At 36.2% G+C, this 22,298-nt stretch carries 26 protein-coding genes and 1 other annotated feature; of the genes, 7 read left to right on the top strand and 19 right to left on the bottom strand.

The features are described from left to right. Nucleotides 1-23: 23 nt before the first annotated feature. Entirely contained in the window at nt 24-956 is a 933-nt protein-coding gene (locus tag V6S17_RS05925; protein ID WP_029092460.1) for a LacI family DNA-binding transcriptional regulator, read from the bottom strand. Nucleotides 957-1,054: 98 nt separating this feature from the next. After that, a complete protein-coding gene (locus V6S17_RS05920; protein WP_029092461.1) occupies nt 1,055-1,471 on the bottom strand; it encodes an Lrp/AsnC family transcriptional regulator in 417 nt (138 codons plus the stop codon). Between the two features lie 131 nt (nt 1,472-1,602). Here V6S17_RS05920 and V6S17_RS05915 point away from each other — a divergent pair, with 131 nt between their 5' ends. After that, on the top strand, nt 1,603-2,184 hold the full coding sequence (locus tag V6S17_RS05915) for a DJ-1/PfpI family protein (protein WP_029092462.1): 582 nt from the start codon (nt 1,603-1,605) through the stop codon (nt 2,182-2,184). Between the two features lie 136 nt (nt 2,185-2,320). Here the strand turns inward: V6S17_RS05915 and V6S17_RS05910 are convergent, their stop codons facing one another. After that, a complete protein-coding gene (locus V6S17_RS05910) occupies nt 2,321-2,866 on the bottom strand; it encodes a GNAT family N-acetyltransferase (protein WP_029092463.1) in 546 nt (181 codons plus the stop codon). A 223-nt stretch (nt 2,867-3,089) separates the two neighbouring features. On the opposite strand from V6S17_RS05910, the gene V6S17_RS05905 reads away from it, so the two are divergent. Continuing rightward, nucleotides 3,090-3,458 carry a DUF4064 domain-containing protein gene (locus V6S17_RS05905; RefSeq protein WP_029092464.1) on the top strand — a complete coding sequence of 123 codons (369 nt, stop codon included), beginning with the start codon at nt 3,090-3,092 and terminating at the stop codon, nt 3,456-3,458. 359 nt (nt 3,459-3,817) lie between these two features. Here V6S17_RS05905 and V6S17_RS05900 read toward each other — a convergent pair whose 3' ends face one another. From V6S17_RS05900 to V6S17_RS05890, 3 genes are all read right to left on the bottom strand, one after another. Then, nucleotides 3,818-4,237 carry a Fur family transcriptional regulator gene (locus tag V6S17_RS05900; protein ID WP_029092465.1) on the bottom strand — a complete coding sequence of 140 codons (420 nt, stop codon included), beginning with the start codon at nt 4,235-4,237 and terminating at the stop codon, nt 3,818-3,820. Nucleotides 4,238-4,314: 77 nt separating this feature from the next. After that, nucleotides 4,315-5,031 carry a pseudouridine synthase gene (locus V6S17_RS05895; RefSeq protein WP_029092466.1) on the bottom strand — a complete coding sequence of 239 codons (717 nt, stop codon included), beginning with the start codon at nt 5,029-5,031 and terminating at the stop codon, nt 4,315-4,317. An 8-nt stretch (nt 5,032-5,039) separates the two neighbouring features. Then, nucleotides 5,040-6,671, bottom strand: a complete 1,632-nt coding sequence (locus V6S17_RS05890; RefSeq protein ID WP_029092467.1) for a putative polysaccharide biosynthesis protein — start codon at nt 6,669-6,671, stop codon at nt 5,040-5,042. A 255-nt stretch (nt 6,672-6,926) separates the two neighbouring features. Here V6S17_RS05890 and V6S17_RS05885 point away from each other — a divergent pair, with 255 nt between their 5' ends. Genes V6S17_RS05885 through sdaAB form a run of 3 tightly spaced genes read left to right on the top strand, consistent with a single transcriptional unit; the run spans nt 6,927 to nt 8,980 of the window. Next, complete coding sequence (locus V6S17_RS05885; RefSeq protein WP_029092468.1) at nt 6,927-7,388, top strand: Lrp/AsnC family transcriptional regulator; 462 nt, start codon at nt 6,927-6,929, stop codon at nt 7,386-7,388. A gap of 21 nt (nt 7,389-7,409) precedes the next feature. After that, complete coding sequence (gene sdaAA / locus V6S17_RS05880; RefSeq protein ID WP_029092469.1) at nt 7,410-8,312, top strand: L-serine ammonia-lyase, iron-sulfur-dependent, subunit alpha; 903 nt, start codon at nt 7,410-7,412, stop codon at nt 8,310-8,312. Further along, nucleotides 8,309-8,980, top strand: a complete 672-nt coding sequence (gene sdaAB, locus V6S17_RS05875; protein WP_029092470.1) for an L-serine ammonia-lyase, iron-sulfur-dependent subunit beta — start codon at nt 8,309-8,311, stop codon at nt 8,978-8,980. Before sdaAA ends, sdaAB begins: the two co-directional genes overlap by 4 nt. A gap of 920 nt (nt 8,981-9,900) precedes the next feature. Here the strand turns inward: sdaAB and leuS are convergent. The 11 genes from leuS to V6S17_RS05820 all read right to left on the bottom strand — a co-directional run bounded on the left by leuS (nt 9,901) and on the right by V6S17_RS05820 (nt 17,708). Beyond that, nucleotides 9,901-12,318, bottom strand: a complete 2,418-nt coding sequence (leuS, locus tag V6S17_RS05870; RefSeq protein ID WP_029092471.1) for a leucine--tRNA ligase — start codon at nt 12,316-12,318, stop codon at nt 9,901-9,903. Between the two features lie 86 nt (nt 12,319-12,404). Next, nucleotides 12,405-12,623: a binding site (T-box leader), on the bottom strand. A gap of 513 nt (nt 12,624-13,136) precedes the next feature. After that, nucleotides 13,137-13,313 (bottom strand): hypothetical protein, encoded by a 177-nt coding sequence (locus V6S17_RS05865; RefSeq protein ID WP_157679053.1) that lies wholly within the window; start codon nt 13,311-13,313, stop codon nt 13,137-13,139. A 30-nt stretch (nt 13,314-13,343) separates the two neighbouring features. Next, nucleotides 13,344-13,625: a hypothetical protein gene (locus V6S17_RS05860; RefSeq protein WP_338515864.1), complete on the bottom strand. Its 282-nt coding sequence runs from the start codon at nt 13,623-13,625 to the stop codon at nt 13,344-13,346. Between the two features lie 504 nt (nt 13,626-14,129). After that, nucleotides 14,130-14,411, bottom strand: a complete 282-nt coding sequence (locus V6S17_RS05855) for a hypothetical protein (protein WP_051457214.1) — start codon at nt 14,409-14,411, stop codon at nt 14,130-14,132. A gap of 285 nt (nt 14,412-14,696) precedes the next feature. Next, nucleotides 14,697-14,882: a hypothetical protein gene (locus V6S17_RS05850; RefSeq protein ID WP_029092473.1), complete on the bottom strand. Its 186-nt coding sequence runs from the start codon at nt 14,880-14,882 to the stop codon at nt 14,697-14,699. Between the two features lie 274 nt (nt 14,883-15,156). Then, complete coding sequence (locus V6S17_RS05845; protein WP_029092474.1) at nt 15,157-15,351, bottom strand: hypothetical protein; 195 nt, start codon at nt 15,349-15,351, stop codon at nt 15,157-15,159. Nucleotides 15,352-15,396: 45 nt separating this feature from the next. Next, nucleotides 15,397-15,573, bottom strand: coding sequence for a hypothetical protein (locus V6S17_RS05840; protein WP_154657750.1), 177 nt, complete (start codon nt 15,571-15,573; stop codon nt 15,397-15,399). Nucleotides 15,574-15,597: 24 nt separating this feature from the next. Next, nucleotides 15,598-15,888 carry a hypothetical protein gene (locus V6S17_RS05835; RefSeq protein ID WP_141690171.1) on the bottom strand — a complete coding sequence of 97 codons (291 nt, stop codon included), beginning with the start codon at nt 15,886-15,888 and terminating at the stop codon, nt 15,598-15,600. A 286-nt stretch (nt 15,889-16,174) separates the two neighbouring features. Beyond that, entirely contained in the window at nt 16,175-16,363 is a 189-nt protein-coding gene (locus V6S17_RS05830; RefSeq protein ID WP_141690612.1) for a hypothetical protein, read from the bottom strand. Between the two features lie 21 nt (nt 16,364-16,384). After that, nucleotides 16,385-17,200 carry a hypothetical protein gene (locus V6S17_RS05825; protein WP_338515863.1) on the bottom strand — a complete coding sequence of 272 codons (816 nt, stop codon included), beginning with the start codon at nt 17,198-17,200 and terminating at the stop codon, nt 16,385-16,387. Nucleotides 17,201-17,510: 310 nt separating this feature from the next. Next, a complete protein-coding gene (locus V6S17_RS05820) occupies nt 17,511-17,708 on the bottom strand; it encodes a hypothetical protein (protein WP_029092477.1) in 198 nt (65 codons plus the stop codon). A gap of 284 nt (nt 17,709-17,992) precedes the next feature. Here V6S17_RS05820 and V6S17_RS05815 point away from each other — a divergent pair, with 284 nt between their 5' ends. Together V6S17_RS05815 and adhP are read left to right on the top strand one after the other, a co-directional pair. Beyond that, nucleotides 17,993-18,568, top strand: a complete 576-nt coding sequence (locus V6S17_RS05815) for a class I SAM-dependent methyltransferase (RefSeq protein ID WP_029092478.1) — start codon at nt 17,993-17,995, stop codon at nt 18,566-18,568. Nucleotides 18,569-18,771: 203 nt separating this feature from the next. Next, a complete protein-coding gene (adhP, locus tag V6S17_RS05810) occupies nt 18,772-19,782 on the top strand; it encodes an alcohol dehydrogenase AdhP (RefSeq protein ID WP_029092479.1) in 1,011 nt (336 codons plus the stop codon). Between the two features lie 81 nt (nt 19,783-19,863). On the opposite strand, the gene V6S17_RS05805 is transcribed toward adhP, so the two are convergent. Together V6S17_RS05805 and asnB are read right to left on the bottom strand one after the other, a co-directional pair. Then, a complete protein-coding gene (locus tag V6S17_RS05805; protein WP_029092480.1) occupies nt 19,864-20,253 on the bottom strand; it encodes a DUF2283 domain-containing protein in 390 nt (129 codons plus the stop codon). Between the two features lie 125 nt (nt 20,254-20,378). After that, a complete protein-coding gene (asnB, locus tag V6S17_RS05800; protein ID WP_029092481.1) occupies nt 20,379-22,280 on the bottom strand; it encodes an asparagine synthase (glutamine-hydrolyzing) in 1,902 nt (633 codons plus the stop codon). Between the last annotated feature and the right edge of the window lie 18 nt (nt 22,281-22,298).

The following is a 22,298-nucleotide window of genomic DNA, read 5'->3' as shown; positions in this document are numbered from 1 at the left end:
TCTCTTCCAAATGATTGAATCGCTTAACGGCTTATAAACGTCGAAGCTAACGTTGTTTTTTCCTGTTCTATTAAAAAGAGATGTCGAAAAGCTTCTTTGCCAATTTGGTGTAAATGATGATCAATCGTTGGTATTTGTAGAATATCGCTCGTTAAAGACGCACCTTGCCCCATCACGTGTATATCTGAACGTTTAAACGTTTCTAAAGCTTTCACTACTCCAGCAGCAATCTCATCTCCATTTGTAAATATAGCATCAATTGTTGGTTGTTCCGTCATAAAATGTTGCACTGCGGCAACGCCATCTTCCATAATCGAACAATCACGATAAAATAACGTTTCTGGTAGTTCCCCATAAACTTCTCTATAAGCTTTTATAATCGCTCGTGTACTAGCGCTTTCAGATGCTTCACGGCTTACTGTCACTGCAACCCGTCGACAACCGGTTTCTCTTAAAAAAACCAACGCACTAACGAGTGCAGGATGACGGTCAATTGAAACTGAAGATATTGGATAATCCAATGTTTCTTCACAACATACAATTGGACCATATGTTTGATAATGAGCAATCATCGAAAAATCATTACATTTAGACGTAATAATTAAGCCATCAAAACTTTTTGCTTGCAGCTGTTTAAAGTAGTCTTCCTCAGTTTTTTTATCATAGTTGGTTGGCAATAAAGTGACCTTATACCCTTTTTCAAAGGCACTTTCAACCACGCCCGCAATGATTCTTTCAAAGTAAGGATAATTTGAAAACGGCATTACAATTCCTATATTTTTAGAACGTCCACTACTTAATGCACGTGCCGTATTATTGGGTACATAACCCACATCTTGCATGACCTTTTTTATCCGCTGTCTTTTTTCATCAGAGACATAGGGATGGTCGTTAATAACACGTGATACCGTTGTCACAGAATACCCCGATATTCTAGCAATGTCTTTGATATTCATTCATTACGCGCCCCTTTATACGTTCTTTTATTATCATTTCATAATTACAAATGGCATACATACTTAGGTTAACTTATGAAACCAGTTCCAAGTCAACTTTAAATCACATTGTTTTCTACAGACGAAAAAACAAGGTGTGTTGAGGATTGACCGTAACGAATCGCTTCGTCGATAAACTGCTCTAACGTTTCCATTGTTGCCGTATTGATTTTCACTAAATAACTGTATTGCCCTGCTAAACGATGGCATTCTAATACATCCGGGTATGCAACACAAAACGTTTGAAAAGCTTTGCAATTGTGTGTCTCAAACAAGATATAGGCTGCCACATTTCTACCGAGAGCTGGCAATGAAATTTGTGTTTGGTAACCCATAATAATACCTTTTTCTTCCATTCTCACAACACGCTCTTTAGCAGCTGGAGCTGTGAGTGACACTGCACTCCCCAACTCTTTCATTGAAATACGCGCATTATTTTGCATTAATTCCAATATTTTTGTATCCGTTGTATCCATTATACCCCTCATTTCTATAGTTTATTCATTAAAAAGCCTTAGATTATATACCAAATTATAGCATATCCTTTATTTTATAACTGTATCGTTTTCTGTCTTTTCGGTAAACTTATTGTTAAGGAGGGATTCATATGACAAAAACTTTATTACTTCTCGCTAACGGGTTTGAAGCTGTAGAAGCCAGTGTCTTTACGGATGTGTTCGGTTGGAATCAACTGGAAGGTGATGGTACTACTGAACTTATAACTGTGGGGCTTCACCCCCAATTAAAATGCACATGGAATTTCACAGTCACGCCTGAATTTTTAGTGAGCGAGGTTAATCTAGATGACTTTGATGCACTAGTTATTCCAGGTGGCTTTGAAGAAGCAGGTTTTTATAGCGATGCTTTTGATGCTCGATTTAGTAAAATCATCCGTCATTTTAATGATAATAATAAACTAATCGCCACGATTTGTGTTGCTTCACTGGCCCTTGGTAATAGCGGTATTTTAAAAGGGCGCAAAGCGACAACATACAATCACCCTACCAGTATTCGCCGCCGCCAATTAGCCAACTTTGGAGCAAATTTAGTTGATGCTCCCATTGTAGTTGACAATAATATTATTACTTCTTCTAATCCAGGAACCGCCTTCGAAGTTGCCTTTTTAGCCTTAGAAAGATTAACCTCAAAAGAAAATTGTCATAAAGTACGTGAATTGATGGGCTTTTAACTTCTTATTAAGCTGTTTTTTATGTATTGTTTGTGCATTAATTATGTTTCAAATATATAAAAAAGATACCTTTATTTTTGAGGTATCTTCTTTTGGTTAGATAAAAGCGACACTTCTTTGTCACTCTATCCAATCATTAATTTCTAGATTCTTGCCATTCCGTCGCTAAAACACCATATTTTATTGAATCATACCATTCACCTTCAAAAAAGCGCACTTGTCGAATGGTCGCTTCACAGGTCATACCTAAACGTTCCCCTAACTTAATCATTCGCTTATTCCCTGACCAAGTAGTAAAACCAATGCGACGTAATTCAGAATGGCTTTCAAACAAATAATCTAGCCACATAGAGCACGCAATCGCCCCAACACCGCGACCCCAATATTTATCCGTATAGATACATAAGCCGAATTCTAACCACTTTTGAAGTTCAGGATCTAACCAATACGCACTAATGGTCCCGATTATTTCATCATCACACATAATTACAAAACGATTTGGATTATCAACCCACTCTAGTTCTTTCTCAGCCATAAAAATGGCCTTTGTAAATGTTTTTTTTTGAAAGTATGGCCCATCCCACTTTTTCCAGCTTGCATCATTTTCTTTAAAACCAATCTCCCACAGTTTTTGTAAATCAGTCTGTTTAATCGGCCTTAACTCAATGCCTTGTTTCTTCATAAAAACACCTCGTTTGAAATTATTGGTATATTTTACTAATTATTAGCTTTTCACAGAAATAACTTGTTGAATAAAGTCATGCACTACACAGTTAATCCGCTTTTTTTACATTTTATACTAATACATACATATCTATCAAGTTATGATGTACCATTAAGGGTGATATTAGCTTCAACGTTCTAGCGTTTAGCTCGTATACAATTAAATAAAAGGTGGTTTTATAATGTCAAAGAACGTAGATTTAGTAGAGGTTCGAGTGAAATCAACTACCAGTCGTGTTGCTGAAATGGTTTTAGGTATTATCGGTGGCATTTTTGGTATGATTGCAGGAGTTATGGCTTTATTCGTGGGAGGAATCGGTGCGGCGTTAGATGCAGAAGGTGGTACTGGTGTAGCTGGATTAGGTTTAGCCTGTATTGCCGTATCAGTTTTAGCATTAGTTTTATCTTGTATGATCAATAAAAAGCGTATTTTATTCGGATGGCTAATAATTATTTGTGGTATTTTAAATATTATTTTCGTTTCTGTGCTTGGTATTTTAAGTGGAATTATCATTGTTGTAGCAGGTATTCTTGCTTTAAGCAGAAAATAATTTAAACTACCTCTTCAATAGAAAAACACTTGCTGAAAATTAGATCCAGTAATAATGCTTCTCTTATAGTATCTTAGAGAGGAAACTACATTAACTGGATTTTTAAATAAATATGGAATGTCGCCTGTATCTTATAAAATTGAAAATGAAGGTTTGTCAGAGGATGAATCTTTAAGAACCACTTCTCGCGATATGAAAATGTCTGGAGAAATTCAATTAGAACACGTGAAATATGGTCGCTAAATTACACAAAAAGAATCCCGTCATATAGACGAGATTCTTTTTTAGAAAAAATAATATTCATACCATTTGGAAATTATCAAAAAACTAAAATTCCTACTTTACCCATGTTTTATAGCTTAACTTGCCAAACATTCAGGGCACTTGCCATAAATCTCAAATTTATGGCCATCGATTTGATAACCGGGTAAGCTTTGACTCAAAAAATTCATCGGACACATATCAATTTCTTTTGTTGAACCACATTGAATGCAAATAAAATGATGATGATGCCCATGTACACAAGTTAAACGAAATTGTTTTTCACCATTCAATTCTGTTTCTTCGAATAAATCCAAATCAACAAATAGTTTTAAATTGCGATACACAGTATCAAAGCTTAATGTTGGAAAATCAGTTTTCATCGCATGTAATACATCTTTAGCTGTTAAGTACTTATTCTCCGTTTTAAAATACTCTAAAATAAACTCGCGTTTATCTGTAAATTTGTAGCCCTTATCTTTAAGGGTAGTCAATGCTTGATCGACACTAATTCCCATGAAAATCAGTCCCTTTCTTAATTTATATCTGGTTTTATTATAACATCATTCTATGTTTATTCAAATCGTATTGATTCTTATTTGCCTTCTAACTGATCCATTTCTTCAGCTGTTAGATGACGGTATTCACCAAGTTCGAGGTCAGCAGGCAAATCAAAGCCACCCATTTTAATTCGTTTAAGGTATGTAACTTCCTTTTCAACAGCAATAAACATACGTTTAACTTGATGAAATTTGCCTTCATAAACAGTGATTTCTACTTCAGAAACGCCTTCACCACTTGTTAGAACGTTTAATTTAGCAGGCTGTGCTGTGAATTCTTCGTTAATAACAACGCCTTCTTCAAATGTTTTTACATCTGCAGCGGTCACTTCACCATCGATTTGCGCATAGTAGACTTTTTCGATGTGTTTTTTAGGTGATAACAAACGGTGTGCGAGTGGACCATCATTCGTAATCACCAGCAGACCTTCTGTATCTTTATCTAAGCGCCCGACTGGAAACAAGTCTTTGCGGTTATCTTCATCTGCAATTAAATCAATGACTGTTTCATGCATACGATCTGTCGTTGCAGTCACAACTCCAGCAGGCTTGTGCATAATATAATACAAATCACGTTCATAACTACGACGGGCTTCGCCATCGATTGTTATTGTATCTGTTTCAGGTGAAATATGTTGCTTTCCGTTTGTCATCACAACGTCATTAACAACAATACGGTGTTGTTTAATGTATTTACCACTTTCTCTTCGACTACAAATCTTTAAATCGTTCAACCATTTATCTAAACGCATAGTGCCTCCTATTTAACTCTGAATTTCATTCTTATTCTTGTGCCACGTTCACCTAATACACGATCAATTAAACGTGATTTCATTGATAGATAACCATAAATTAACATACCTATGACTGCACCTACACTGGTCATTAATAATGCTTCGCCACGATTTTTTGGCGTGAACATAAAGCCCATTAAGTAGTTAACTAACCATACACCTGCGAACATCGCTGCTGAAATGAGTAGCATTAAAACTGTTCGACGAATAACAACTGCCAAATGATAATCTGCATCACGTTGAATAACAACTAACGTTACCCAGATACCAACAATGAAACCTAGTGCTGTTGATGCAATTGCGCCATAAATACCCCATAGTTCAATCAATGGGTACTGTGTCATGACTTTAATAAACAGACCTAATACAAGTGAAAAAACTGTATAACGTTGTTGATCAATCCCTTGTAATATTGCTGTCGTCACCATGTAGAGTGAAAATAAAATTGCGACTGGTGAGTACCAGAATAACACTGTCGCTCCATCAGCTGAATCACCAAAGAACACAGAATAGATTGGACGTGCTAAAACCATCATCCCAATACATGCTGGAATAGTTACGAACATTAGCACTTGAAAGACATCATCCAATTGTTTGTGCATTTCTTTAAATTTCCCTTGAACATATGAGGTCGTAACGACTGGTAACAGTGCCATTGAAAAAGCGGTTGCCAAAGTTACAGGAATCAATACTAATTTATTTGCATTGAAATTTAAAAAGTTAAACCAATACAAAGCTTCTTTTGCACTATATGACATGTGCTGTAAAATACGAGTGACTGTATATTGATCAATCATTTGATACACAGGCATTGCGACTCCAATAGCGATAAACGGAATTGCGTAAACAAGCACTTCTTTGTATATCGAAATGAGCGATACTTTAGAACGTGACTGCTGAACTGGAATTGCTGCTTTTTCCTCGTAGGGTTTACGTTTGTAATACATCACAATCAATACCACTAAACTTGCCACTGCTGCAACAAAAGCTGCGAATGTCGCATAAGAAATTGCGGTAACCATTGAACCATTAAAGGTATATAATACCAAGAATGTTGCGACTAACATAAAGATAATACGAACAAACTGTTCAATTACTTGTGATACTGCAGAAGGCCCCATTGAGCCCTTCCCTTGAAAATACCCACGGATTAAACTCATTGAAGGAATAATAATTAATGCCCAACTGACAGCTCTAATAACGCGGGTAATATCATTATCCGACCAAACTGTTAATCCTTTTGCATCCACTGGATTGACCATGTGTGCAAATTGTGGTGCAAAGACATACATTAATACGAAACTCGCTACACCTGTTAGTGTCATGACGACTAAACCCGATTTAAACAAGCGTTGGCCAATTTCATAATCCCCAAGTGCTTCATACTTAGAAATATACTTAGCAACTGCTAACGGCAACCCTGCTGTCGCAACACTTAAAAATATTTGATACGGAATATAGCCATAGTTATATAACGACATCGCATCATTATTTTTAACAATTGCCGTAAATGGAATAATATAAATCAAACCTAATATTTTCGATATCAACGTTGCTACTGATAATATAAATGTTCCTCTTAATAAATTAGACCCCATGAATTCACCTGACACTTTCGTTCACTTTTTTTCACACACTTATTTAATTGATGACGACTTCTTCTATTTAAAAACTTTACACTATAGTTGAGTTTACTCTATCTGAATGAGAATAACAATTCTTTGTAAGTTTTCAGATAACTTCCATTGTTTTTTCACATTGCTTGAAATTTTAAAAAAGTAAGTTAAATATGAATTGACTTTAGTTTAATAAATATTATAATTGAATTAACTAATAAAAAGAGGTGAATGGCAATGGATGATTTAGATAAAAAAGCACTTTCCGAATTAATGGCCCATGGTCGTATTACTTGGGCAGAACTTGCATCACGTATGGACCTTTCAAGCCCTGCTGCTGCTGACCGTGTACGTCGTTTGGAAGATAAAGGCATCATTAAAGGCTATCATGCTGAAATTGATCCAGAAAAAGCAGGTTATGGTTTAACGGCATTTATTTTCATTACATTGGAACGCCCTGAACATACTGCTGAATTTTTACATCTCATTAAAGAGATTCCTGAAATCCAAGAATGTCATCATATAACAGGCGAGGATAATTATCTTGTGAAAGTTCGTTGCCACGGCACACGTGATTTAAATCGTATCATTACAACAGAATTAAGAGGCATGCATGGCGTCGTTAAAACAAAAACGGTGATTGTATTGGATACGCAAAAAGAAACAACGACAGTGCCACTTAAAAGCAACGACGAATAAATGAAAATCGGAGGTTAAGTCATGGCTTTTTCTAGTTTAAATGAATTATTGACACGAGCAACTACAGAGCAAAAAAAAGTTTACGAAATTATGCTCGAAACAGAAGAAAATCAAACAGGTGAAACTCGTACGCAACTTATGACTAAAATGGCTTTTCAATTTGATGTCATGGAAGAAGCTGTTCGTAAAGGCACCTATACAGAAGTCGAAAGCAAAAGTGGTTTAACTGGTGGCGACGGTTATCGCGTACAACAGTATGCAGAGCGTGGTCACTCATTCGTTGCGCCTGAGACACTAACAGTGATTGCTAATGCCTTGGCTGTTTCCGAAGTTAACGCTAGTATGGGACGTATCGTTGCAACGCCAACAGCTGGCTCTGCTGGGATTTTGCCTGCAGTCCTTGTTCATTGCCTCGATTCGGGCCGCTTTGCTCGCAACGAGTTAGTAGAAGCTCTCTTCACCGCTTCTGCATTGGGGTTAGTCATCGCCAACTCCTCTTCTATCTCGGGGGCTGAAGGTGGTTGTCAAGCTGAAATTGGTTCCGCAACAGCCATGGCTGCTGGTACGTTAGTTGAATTAGCTGGCGGGTCACCTGAACAAGTCGGGAATGCTGTGGGCCTCGCAATGAAAAATAGTCTCGGTCTCGTTTGCGATCCTGTCGCAGGATTAGTTGAAATACCCTGTATCATTCGAAACGGTCTCCATGCACTTACAGCTGAAGCTGCCGCAGATATGGCGCTTGCTGGTGTTAAAAGTATCATTCCTCCAGATGAAGTGATTAAAGTAATGCATGAAGTCGGACAAAACATGCCGGTCTCATTGAGAGAAACTGGTATCGGCGGACTTGCAGGAACACCTACAGGCGAACGTATAAAAAAAGAGATCTTTGGTTATTCTCAACGAATGGAGGGAATTAGCGAATGAAATACGAAAGTGCTTTTGAAATAATCGGCCCTGTGATGGTTGGGCCTTCCAGCTCTCATACTGCTGGGGCGGTACGAATTGGTAATATTGCACGACAACTATCTGAATTTGAGCCTGCTGTTGTTCGCTTTGAATTGATGGGATCATTTGCTGAAACCTATCTAGGACATGGGACGGATTTAGCTTTGTTAGCTGGCGTTATGGGTTACACTACTTTTAGTGATGAAGTTGCTGATGCTAAAAAAATTGCTGAAGAACGCCAACTCCGCTATAGTTTCGATACTGTACCTGTGGGTAATTTCCACCCAAACAGCGTGCGCGTTATTCTAATTTCCGAAGATAATAAAGAACTCACACTCGTTGCTAGTTCTCTTGGTGGCGGTAAAGCTGAAGTACAAGAAATTGAAAAATTACCTTTAAAATTCACTGGTGAACAACCTACATTGGTCTTCTATCATGATGACTCAATTGGTTTCATTGCTGATATAACATTAGCGTTAACAAAACGTGGGTATAACATTGCGCGTTTTGCCAATGAAAGATGGAATAAAGGCGGAAAAGCCATTTCTATCTGTGTTGTTGATTCTGTTGTTTCTCAAAGTTTATTGGAAGAATTTAATGAAGAAGTACCAGCAATTACAAGAAGTTGTTTCATCCAAACCGTTTAACTTAATCCAACTGTAACAATCCTTTACACACTCTTAACATCATTGCCTTACGAATGCAATGTGGATGTACTATAATAAATGTATAAGTTCATAACACACTAACTTATATACTTTTCATTTAAAAATATTCCTCCCCCAAATAGGAATAAAATATGAAATTTACTCCTCAATTCTAATGATTGAGGAGTTTTATTTTATATACGATAATACTTTAACAGTTTGTTAATAATTTAGTAACTGTTTTGTAAATTCCAGAGACTATACTTAATTTATAAGTTAACTACCACTTAACTTTTTCATTTTTCTCTAATTCCTCCCCCAATAGGAATAGTAGATTAAACCCACCGTCAATTTTGATGGTGGGTTTCTTATTGATAAAAACAGCCTACACTTTTTAATAGTTTATCCGTAGAAAAAAGGCAGTTAGACTTGCTTAACTATTATTCACAATTTGTTAATAATTTGGCAATTGTTTCGCAAAATCTACAGACTATACTATATTTATAGGTTATCTACCACATAACTTATATACACTTCATTTTTTTCATTTATTCCTCCCCCAATAGGAATATTGAATAATAAAAGAGCAACACCTTCCCCAATAGGTGTTGCTCTTTTTTATATCTTTATTATTCTTCCACAAACCGCTTCTACTTCTGCATCGTGCGTCACAATAATGACGGTACAACCTGTTTGGTTCAATTTTTTCAACAGTTGTAATACGCGTTCTCTATTTTTCTGAGTGTAGGAAACTTTCCTTTGTTTTTTACAACAGGTAATTCTTATTAGAAAAACATAAGTCTATTTAACCGCTATAAATCTTTATACAAACAAAAAAAACACCCTGACAATGTTGTCAGAGTGCTACTTGTTCTTTGAAAATCACAATTCACTTGGTGCTGATTGAACGGTTTTCGCTTTTAGTTTGCTACAATGTTAACTAATTTATTTGGTACAACAATTACTTTACGGATTGTTTTACCAGCGATGTTTTCTTGGATAGCTTCATCTGCCATCGCCATTGCTTCAAGTTCATCTTTCGCTAAGCCATTTTTTATTTCAACGCGGCTTTTCACTTTTCCGTTGACTTGGAAAATAACTTCAACTATATCTTCGTGCAACATCGCTTCATCATGTACTGGCCAAGCTACATAACTAATGTCTTCTTCATGTCCTAGTTTTTGCCATAGTTCTTCACTCATATGCGGAGCGATTGGCGCTAACAATTGTAAGAAGCCTTCAATGTGACCTTTATATACTGTATCTGCTTTATATGCTTCATTAATGAATACCATCAATTGTGAAATTGCTGTATTGAAATGCAACACTTCATAATCAGCTGTTACTTTCTTCACTGTTTGATGATAAACGCGGTCAAGACTGCCGTCATTCGTTGCTACGATTTTATCTTGTACTTTTTCAGCACGTTCGTCAATTAACAAACGCCAAACGCGGTCTAAGAACTTACGTGCCCCATCAAGTCCATTGACACTCCATGCAATACTTGCATCTAATGGCCCCATGAACATTTCGTAAACACGCAATGCATCTGCACCATATTGCTCAACTACATCATCAGGATTAACAACGTTTCCACGAGATTTACTCATTTTTTCATTGTTTTCCCCTAAAATCATACCTTGATTATACAATTTTTGGAAAGGTTCTGGTGTGGGTACAACTCCGATATCATAAAGGAATTTATGCCAGAAACGTGCATAAAGCAAGTGTAATACCGCATGTTCTGCCCCGCCTAAGTACATATCTACTGGCAACCATTCTTTCAGTTTTTCAGGGTCAGCTAACATCTCTTTGTTATCTGGATCAATATAACGTAAGAAGTACCAGCTTGATCCTGCCCACTGTGGCATTGTATTTGTTTCGCGACGTCCTTTCAAACCTGTTTCAGGGTCAACAACATTCAACCATTCTGTGGCATTTGCCAATGGTGATTCTCCTGTACCTGATGGTTTTATATGTTCCATGTATGGCAAGTTAACTGGTAATTCTTCTTCTGGAACAGTTGTCATTGTACCATCTTCCCAGTTAATAATTGGAATTGGCTCGCCCCAATAACGTTGACGAGAGAATACCCAATCACGAAGGCGATAAGAAACTTTTGTTTCTCCGTGTTTATTTTCTTCTAACCATTGAATTGCTTTTTCAATCGCATCTGCCTTGTTCAAACCATCTAAAAATTCAGAGTTGATGTGTGTCCCTTCGCCTGTAAAAGCTTCAGTTGCAACATCGCCACCTTCAAGCACTGGAATAATTGGCAGATCAAACGTTTGTGCAAACTCATAATCACGTTCATCGTGTGCAGGAACAGCCATAATAGCGCCTGTACCATATGTTGATAATACATAATCCGCAATCCAAATCGGTACTGCTTTACCATTAACTGGGTTAATTGCATAAGCACCTGTAAAAGCACCTGTTTTTTCTTTTGCTAAGTCAGTACGCTCAAGGTCACTCTTCAATGCTACTTCTTTTTGATAAGCTTCCACGGCCGATTTATTCTCAGCTGTTGTAATTTTTTCTACCAACGCATGTTCTGGTGAAAGCACACAATATGTTGCGCCAAATAATGTATCTGGACGCGTTGTAAATACAGCAAACGAAGCATCATGGTCTTTAACGGCAAAATTAACTTCTGCTCCATAAGAACGACCAATCCAATGACGTTGCATTTCTTTAATGCTTTCCGGCCAATCAACCAAGTCCAAATCATCCACTAAACGATCCGCATAAGCTGTGATTTTAAGCATCCATTGGCGCATAGGGCGTCTTACAACCGGATGTCCACCTCGTTCACTCAAGCCATTGATGACTTCTTCATTCGCCAATACAGCACGTAATTCTGGGCACCAGTTGACTGCGACCTCATCAACGTATGCCAAACCTTTATTATAAAGTTGGATAAAAATCCATTGTGTCCATTTATAGTAATCTGGATCTGTCGTATTAACTTCACGGTCCCAATCATAAGAAAAACCTAATGAGTTAATTTGACGACGAAATGTTTCAATATTTTCAGCTGTAAATTCCTTGACATCATTTCCTGTGTCGATTGCGTATTGCTCAGCTGGTAATCCAAAAGCATCCCAGCCCATTGGATGAAGCACTTTAAAACCTTGTGCACGTTTCATTCGCGCTAAAATATCAGTTGCTGTATAACCTTCAGGGTGTCCAACATGCAAACCAACGCCTGAGGGATAAGGGAACATATCTAATGCGTAAAAATTACCTGCTGTTCCGCCTTTTTCAGTTTTAAAGGTACTTTGTTCTTTCCAGTATGATTGCCATTTTGGTTCAATCAAACGATGATTAAATGTCATATTATTATCCCCTTTTTCATATTATTAACGATGATAGTTACCGTTTTTGGACATAAAAAAACGCCCCAAAAAGCCATCAATCGACTTTTCGGGACGAGAATTTGCTTCCCGCGGTACCACCCGGCATTAACACACCAAAATATAGTGTATCCACTTCAATTTCTTAACGCGAAATGCACGTCTCCAACTACTCTTTTCACTGGAGCACTTAAGGATGAGTTCACAATTCGTGTTGATTAGCTCGCACCACCCGCTAACTCTCTCAACAACACAGCCTTGCTACTAGTTCCTATCATCGTTTTTATTCTATACTCCTTATTGTAGTCAATAACTGCCTATTAAGCAAGTGTCAGATTGAATAAAACTACTTACATATGCGGTTAATTCTCACTTAGGTGTATGTTCCAAAAGTGCATAATAAAAATTAAACTGTTCTTTTATGCATTAGAACTACTTATTAAGGATTTTATAGATGCCTTAATAACGTGCACCAAACAAAAACGAACTTACTCCATTAGTGAATTCGCTTTTGTTGTTTTTTGTATAAAGCGAAAGAGAACGCATTAATCGTTCTCTCTTTGTTTATAGCTAGGAATGCTTCTTTCTGATTTTATTAACAATTAAAGTAAGCACTATATAAATAATTGTAACTACACTATATTTTCCCAGAAAAAAGAAAATCCTTTGAGGGTTTTCTGTTGGTACTGTAAAACATATATCACCAATCGCTGTGACGACGAATATTATCATAGCTACTATAAATAACTCTTTCATCAATTTAACCTCAACCTTTCTCTGATAAATATCTATCGATCAGGCTAACGCCTAATTTTATTAATAATTGCTGTAAGAGCTGAATAAATAACGATTGTGATAACAAACTCTCCCACAAAAAAGAATACTCGTTGGGGATTCTCTGTTGGAATTGTGAAGAATGTTTCACCAGTAATCATAACGGTGAAAATGATAATGCCTCCTAGAAAAAAATTTCCCATAAATTAGGACCATACCTTTCTATTAAATATCTATATAGCCATTATTTTTTTCTTGTCTCGCTTGTCTATTTGTTTGGCAATCATGCCACCAACACCTGAAAAATTAAGTGTAAATGTAACAGCGCCTACAACCGCCCAAGCAAGTTTAGGTGCTCCCCATGCAGTCAATCTACTTTTCACAGTACGACTAAAGACTCTGGCAGCTTCTTTCTTGCCTTTAATGCGGATATAATCAGCAAATGCTCCAACACCAACACTAACAGCCATACCAATAGCAACATTAAGTATTGTACCTGCCCATCTAGTACTCATCAAACGAAATGCTTGAACTTTTTTATCACCAGTGATGAAACTAGCTGTTTTATCTAATACCGAAAGGCGAGTTTCTTCTAAATCCTTTAAATCTTCATCGATTTTGGCTTGCGAAGTTTGGATATTCTCATATGTTTCATAGTTTTTATCAAAAAAAGCCTTCTAAGTTATCTTTATATACATCCTCAATTTCTGTGTCATCTACTCCCATTATCTGAAATTGTTCATTAAAAAGTATAGATAAAAAGAGAGCACATTAATCGTTCTCTCTTTCTTTACATTGTAGCTAGGAATTCTTATTCTTTATTTTATCAATAAAGAATGTAAGGGATGAATAAATAAGTACAAATACTATAAACTCGCCTACAAAAAAGAATACTCGTTGAGGATTCTCTGTTGGAATTGTGAAAAATATTTCACCAGAGATCGTGACGGCAAAAGCTATAAAAGCGGCTAATAATAAACCTTTCATCAATTTAAACCCATCCTTTTTTAGTTAAATATCTATATAGCCATTATTTTTTTCTTGTCTCGCTCGTCTATTTGTTTGGCAATCATGCCACCAACATCTGAAAAATCAAGTGCAAATATTACAGCACCTGAAACTGCCCAAGCTAATTTAGGTGCTCTCCATGCAGTCAATCTACTTTTCACAGTACGACTAAAGACTCTGGCAGCTTCTTTCTTGCCTTTAATGCGGATATAATCAGCAAATGCTCCAACACCAACACCTATTGCAAGGCCAATAGCAGTGTTAAGTACAGCACCTGTAAATTTAGTACTCATCAAACGCAACGCTTGAACTTTTTTATCACCAGTGATGAAATTGGCTTTTTTATCTCACAGCGAAAGGTGAGTTTCTTCTATATCCTTTAAATCTTCATCGATTTTAGCTTGTGACGCTTGGAGATTCTCGTATGTTTCAGAGTTTTCATCAAAAAATCCTTCTAAGTTATCTTTATATACATCCTCAATTTCTGTATTATCTACACCCATTATCTGAAATTGTTCATTAAAAAGTATAGATAAAAAGAGAGCGCATTAATCGTTCTCTCTTTCTTTACATTGTAGCTAAGAATTCTTTTTCTTTATTTTATCAATAATTGCTGTAAGAGAAAAGTAAATAATAAGCATCACTATGCCCTCTCCAACAAAAAAGATGATTCTTTGAGGATTCTCTGTTGGGATTGTGAAGAATATTTCACCTGACATAGTGACTGAACCCATTGTAATAGCTCCTAACCATATATCTTTCATCAATTTAAACCCATCCTTTTTTAGTTAAATATCTATATAGCCATTTTTTCTTGTCTCGCTTGTCTATTTGTTTGGCAATCATCCCAACAACATTTGATAAAGTGTGCGTCCCAATAACGCTAGTAGTTTATTTTTTTCAAAATTTTTCACCTTAAATCTATCCGCAATAATCATGTGTTGCACTTAATATTTACATCTGTTCTTTTTCTCAATTCCTAGATGTCAGAATAAAGTGCAACAAAGTAGGCTGTATTATTGTTTGAACAAAAAAAAACTACATTATAACTAGTATTTTTTTCTTGATATTATTAATAAGAGCTGTAATAACTAAGTGAAGTATGACTATTACAACAAACACTCCAATAAAAAAGAATACTCGTTGGGGATTCTCTGTTGGAATCGTGAAGAATGTTTCAGCACTAATAATGACAGTAAAAGTTATAAGACCTGATAGCCACAAACCTTTCATCAATTTACCCCCGACCTTTCTGTAATAAATATCTATAAGATCAGGCTAACGTCTGATCTTATAAATAATTGAAGTAAGCGTTAAATAAATAATTGCAATTACAATAAACTCTCCCACAAAAAATAATATTCGTTGGGGATTTTGCGTTGGAATTGTGATGAACATTTCGCCAGAAATTGTGACGGTGATATATATAAGAGCTACTAACCAAAACTTTTTCATCAATTCGTCTCTTAACTTTATAGACTAAATATCAATATAACCATTATTTTTTTTCTTGTCACGCTTGTCTATTTGTTTGGCAATCATGCCACCAACATCTGAATAAGTAAGTGCAACTGTAACAGATACTCCAACTGCCCAAGCCAGTTTAGGTGCTCCCCAAGCAATCAGTCGGCTTTTAACAGTACGACTAAAGACTCTGGCAGCTTCTTTCTTGCCTTTACTACGGATATAACCAGCAATTGCTCCAACACCAACACCTATTGCAAGGCCGATAGCAACATCAAGCATTGTACCTGCCCATCTAGTACTCATCAAACGAAATGCTTGAACTTTTTTATCACCAGTGATGAAACTAGCTGTTTTATCTAATACCGAAAGGCGAGTTTCTTCTAAATCCTTTAAATCTTCATCGATTTTGGCTTGCGAAGTTTGGATATTCTCATATGTTTCATAGTTTTTATCAAAAAAAGCCTTCTAAGTTATCTTTATACACATCCTCAATTTCTGTGTCATCTACTCCCATTATCTGAAATTGTTCATTAAAAAGTATAGATAAAAAGAGAGCGCATTAATCGTTCTCTCTTTCTTTACATTGTAGCTAAGAATTCTTTTTCTTTATTTTATCAATAATTGCTGTAAGAGCTGAATAAATAACGATTGTGATAACAAACTCTCCCACAAAAAAGAATACTCGTTGGGGATTCTCTGTTGGAATTGTGAAGAATGTTTCACCAGTAATCGTGACGGCAAAAGCTATAAAAGCGGCTAATAATAAACCTTTCATCAATTTAAACCCATCCTTTTTCAGTTAAATATCTATATAGCCATTATTTTTTTTCTTGTCTCGCTTATCTATTTGTTTGGCGATCACGCCACCAATATCTGAAAAATTAAGTGCAAATGTAACAGCTACTCCAACTGACCAAGCCAGTTTAGGTGCTCCCCATGCAGTCAATCTACTTTTGACAGTACGACTAAAGACTCTGGCAGCCTCTTTTTTACCTTTACTGCGAATATATCTAGCAATTGCTCCAACACCACCACCTATTGCAAGGCCGATAGCAGTGTTAATAACAGCACCTGCAAACTTATTGCTCATCAAACGAAACGCTTGAACTTTTTTATCACCAGTGATGAAACTAGCTGTTTTATCTAACATAGAAAGGTGAGTTTCTTCTAAATCCTTTATATCTTCATCAATTTTAGCTTGTGACGCTTGGAGACTCTCGTATGTTTCAGAGTTTTCATCAAAAAAGCCCTCTAAGTTATCTTTATATACTTCTTCAAGTTCTGTGTCATCTACTCCCATAATCTGAAGTTGCTCATTCACAATTGAATCGAATAGTTCTTTTTCTTCTGTAGTCATTTCGTTGATAGAGGGGATTTCTGCTACGGCATCCTCTAAATCAAAATCATTTTCCAAGGCCTCCTCGTTAATTTCTAAATCTGAATTTCCGACCAATTCAGATGCGATTTTTTCTGACTCTTCATCAGAAAGCAAAATGGAATTGACAGAATTGACACTTTCGTCTGCCTCAACCACATTTGATAAAGCGGGTACCCCAACAGATAAAAATAGTGACAATGATAGTGCGCCAATAATGCTAGTAGTTAATTTTTTCATGATTCCCTCCTATTAGATAATTTAATAGTTTAATAATACTATCTGAAAACTGCCTTTTCCAAATAAATTTTAATATATAAATCATGTGTAAACTCAAAAAAAAATTAAATAGCTTGCAACTTTTTTAGAGCTACCTCAGTAACTTTATTTAAGTGTATTGTAAAATAGGTTTTTCTCTGTTTTACTGGTTAATTTGATTTACAATCCAATAAGCTTCATACTTTCTCTCTTTAGATGTCAGAATAAAGCGCAACAAAGTAGTCGATATTCTTGTTTTAACAGGAAAATAACCACATTATAATTAAATTCTTTACATCTCAGCTAGGAATGCGCTTCTTTCTGATTTTATTAACAATTGCTGTAAGAGCTGAATAAATAACGATTGTGATAACAAACTCCCCAATAAAAATAATAGCCGCTGAGGATTGTCTGATGGAAGTGTGAAGAATGTTTCACCAGTAATCGTGACAAATAATGCTATCAGACATACTAAGCTTACATCTTTCATCAAGGTAACCACCCTCTTTCTATATTAAATACCTCTACATCCATTATTTTTTTCTTGTCTCACTTGTCTGTTTGTTTGGCAATCATCCCAACAACATTTGATAAAGTGGGCGCCCCAATAACGCTAGTAGTTTATTTTTTTCAAAATTTTCCACCTTAAATCTATCCGCAATAATCATGTGTTGCACTTAATATTTACATCTGTTCTTTTTCTCAATTTACCTATCTTTCATTTATGGTAAACTATTTAAGAGACTTTGATTACATATATATGGAGGAATTTACTTGATTCTTAAAAACGCACTAAATTTTTCACATGCTTTATTGCAACAAAAAGTTCAACCTGGCAACGCCGTCATTGATGCGACAATTGGTAATGGTCATGATACCCTTTTTCTCGCAAATCTTGTTGGTCGTAAAGGCCATATAATCGGCTGTGATATTCAAGCGGACGCTGTGAACCATACGAAACAACGTTTGATTGATGCTAATATCACTCTAGCCTCACTTACACTCACTGATAAAGGGCACCATCATATCACTGATCTTGTGCCTTCTGCATTACATCACAAACTAACGGCTGCTATTTTCAACCTTGGATACCTGCCAGGTGGTGATAAGGAAATTACAACAACGAGCGAGACAACACTTGCTGCTATAGAACAGCTTTTAAAAATAATGCCTACTGGTGGTTTAATCGTGTTAACCGTTTACGATGGTCATAATGAGGGTAAAGTCGAAAGACGGGACTTGTATGCGTTTACAAATCAATTACCTCAGGATAAATACGCTGTTTTAAACTATCAATTTACCAATCAAAAAAACAACCCACCAATGGTGATCGCGATAGAAATAAAATAGTTTATTGCTTACCTGTTGCTAAATTTCTACTTTGTCCTTGTCTACTTTGTGTCACTTTATTTCACATCGGATAAGTTATTTCGCTTTAATGTGTATATGTGTCTATATTCCGACATACGCTTGTAACCCCTTTCCTATATGTGGAATAAGTATTAAACTGTACTAGTACAGAAAATTAACTTAAGGGAGAGATATTGATGAAAATGAAAGCAGCGATCGTTAATAAAGACCACTCAGTTGATGTAAAAGAAATGGAAATCCGTGCAATCCAAGCAGGAGAAGCACTTGTAGAAGTAAGCCACTGTGGTGTTTGTCATACTGACTTACATGTAAAAGATGGTGACTTTGGTGAAGTACCAGGACGTGTACTAGGACACGAAGGTATCGGAACTGTAATTGAAGTAGCAGATGGCGTAACAAGCTTAAAAATCGGCGACCGTGTTAGTATCGCTTGGTTCTTTGAAGGCTGTGGCGTATGTGACTACTGTGTAAGTGGTAAAGAGACATATTGTCGTAGCGTTAAAAATGCTGGTTATAGCGTGGATGGTGCTATGGCTGAAAAATGTATCGTTACAGCTGATTACGCTGTAAAAGTACCAGAAGGCTTAGATTCTGCTGCTGCAAGTAGTATTACGTGTGCTGGTGTTACAACATACAAAGCTGTTAAAGTTTCTGATGTTAAACCAGGACAATGGCTTGCAATTTACGGTGTTGGTGGCTTAGGTAACTTAGCTTTACAATATGCTAAAGAAGTATTTAACGCTAAAGTTGTTGCTATCGATATCAGTGATGAAAAATTAGCATTAGCTACTGAACTTGGCGCTGATATGGTTATCAACGTTAAAAATGAAGATCCTGAAAAAGTAATCCAAGAAAAATTAGGCGGCGCTCATGCAGCAGTTATTACAGCTGTTTCTAAAGGTGCTTTCAATCAAGCAGTTAACTCAGTAAGAGCTGCTGGTAGAGTTGTAGCAGTTGGTTTACCTTCTGATTCAATGGATCTAAACATTCCAAAACTTGTATTAGATGGTATTGAAGTTGTGGGCTCACTTGTAGGTACTCGTGAAGATTTACGTGAAGCTTTCCAATTTGCTGCTGAAGGTAAAGTTGTACCAATCGTACACAACCGTCCAATTGAAGATGTTAATGATATTATGCAAGAGATGATTGATGGTACAATCAATGGCCGTATGGTTATTGACATGTCACTTTAATTATAAAATAGCTTAATCCAGCCCCCCTGGGTTAAACATAAAAAAAGAGCCTTATGGGCTCTTTTTTGTTTTTGTTATTCTTTAAATTAATTTGTCCAGCTCTTTTTTAGAGTATAATTTTGTATCGGTTATAGTGTAACCAATAAAGTCCTCAAACAACGGATCTGCGAAATGAATGGTTACACCTTTTTCAGCAAAATCAAATGTAGCTTCAGGTTTATCAAAGCCCCAATAATAACCGTTATCTGTCGCTTCATATCGCTTCATTTCTGGCATTTGTTTCAATTTACGATAGACAAGGTCAAAAACCTCAATACCGACGATACGACCGTTCTCAGCATAATCAAATACAATTGATTCTGTGGCATCCGATTCTTCTGTTGTTACTACTGGAATCGGTACTTGATTCGATAATAAATAGAGATACCCCGCTTCTGCAACTTCGTCCATTAATAAAATTCTTGTTTCCATTTAGAAACCCCCTAATATTTTAACTCGCATCACTAAAACCTAAAAATAGAAAAAGAAGCATGTTGACATTGAGGCCAAAATGCTTCTTTCTCATTTATGGTTTATCGACCGCATAAAATTTTTTATTATTTACTTTCAGGTTTAAAATTGATTTCTGCACCCTCTGTTTGAAAATCATATTTCTTTTCAACAAATACTTGATGCCAAATCATAAAGATGAGTACTGTCCAGATTTTACGGCTGTTGTCGCGTTTATCTGCACAATGATCTTCCATCATTTGTAAGACATACTGCTTATTGATTAAATGTTCTGTAGGGCTTTCTTTAATAATTGCAGTTGCCCATTCTTTCATTTCATCTTTTAACCACAAACGAATCGGAACAGGAAAACCAAGTTTTTTACGATTTAAAACATGCTCAGGAATAAATGACTCTGATGCTTTTCGTAAAATTGATTTCGTAGTACCGTTGGCAATAGTCATTGATGAAGGAATACGCTTCGCAACATCATACACATTCACATCCAAGAACGGCACGCGTACTTCTAATGAATTGGCCATCGACATACGATCATTGTTTAGCAATAAATCGCCACGTAACCAAGTATGCATATCAACATATTGCATACGTTGGATTGGGTCTAAATGTTCTGATGCTTTGTAAAGCGGCGCTGTGATAGTTGTATAAGGTGCATCCTCACGGTATTTTGGCAATAATATTTTTTTCTCTTTTTCATTAAAGATAAAGGCGTTTCCAACAAAACGTTCTTCTAATGGTGTTGTTCCACGCATCAAGAAACTTTTACCTTTCATACCTTCTGGCATGATATTAGAAACAGCACGCAGTAACTTATGACCGACTTTTGGAATTTTATCAAACATCGCTAATGAATTCGGTTCATTATAAATAGTGTAACCGGCAAACAATTCATCTGCCCCTTCACCTGATAACGCAACTTTTACCTTACGACGCGCTTCACGTGACACGAAGTAAAGCGGGATTGCTGCTGGATCAGCTAACGGCTCGTCAAAATACCACACAATTTTTGGAAGTTCTTCCATAAATTCTTCTGGAGTAATGACATAACTTGTATTATTAACACCTAATTTTTCAGCTGTTTCTTGTGCAACATCAATCTCACTGTAGCCTTCACGTGAAAATCCAACTGAAAAAGTTTCGATGTTTTTGTTAAACTCTTTCGCAAGAGCTACAACAATTGTCGAATCAATTCCACCTGATAAAAACGAACCAACAGGTACATCACTACGCATATGCATTTTAACAGAATCCATTAAAGCTTCACGTAGTTCTTTCACGTATTCAGTTTCCGCTTTTTGTACAGGTTCAAAAGTTGGTTTCCAATAAGCTGTTATTTCTACTGGTTGTCCAATTTTTTTCACCATGTAATGCCCTGGCTCTAATGAATGAATTTCTTTAATAATTGAAGCCGGTTCTGGCACAAATTGATACGTCATATAATGTTGTAGACTTTCATCGTCAATTGCTTGTTTGTTCATTGCTAACAATAAACTTTTCTTCTCAGAACCCACATATAATTTATCATCAACCTCAACATAATTAACGGGTTTAATTCCGATTTGATCACGGGCAATAAAAGCTGTTTTTTCTTCGCGATCCCAAATTACGAAACCAAACATTCCGCGCAAACGTTTAACGGATTCTTCCTTATACTCTGAATACATCGCAATAATAACTTCTGTATCACTCTCAGTTTTAAAAGTATGTCCTTTTGCGATTAATTCTTCGCGCAAAGCAACATGATTATATACTTCACCATTAAAAATAATCCAATAACGGCCATCATCATAAGCTAAAGGTTGATGCCCATTTTCAACATCAACAATACTTAGGCGACGAAATCCCATTGAAATATGATCTTCATAAAAATAGCCTTCATCATCTGGGCCACGGTGTTCAATAAATTTATTCATTTTTTCAAAAACAGCTTTATCATCTGCTGATATCGCTACTGGTTTATTATTTATACATCCTATAAATCCACACATATTATATTCTCTCCTATA

Source organism: Brochothrix thermosphacta DSM 20171 = FSL F6-1036 (genome assembly GCF_036884295.1).
GTDB classification, from domain to species: Bacteria; Bacillota; Bacilli; order Lactobacillales; family Listeriaceae; genus Brochothrix; species Brochothrix thermosphacta.
This window is presented reverse-complemented; position numbering and strand designations above follow the sequence as displayed.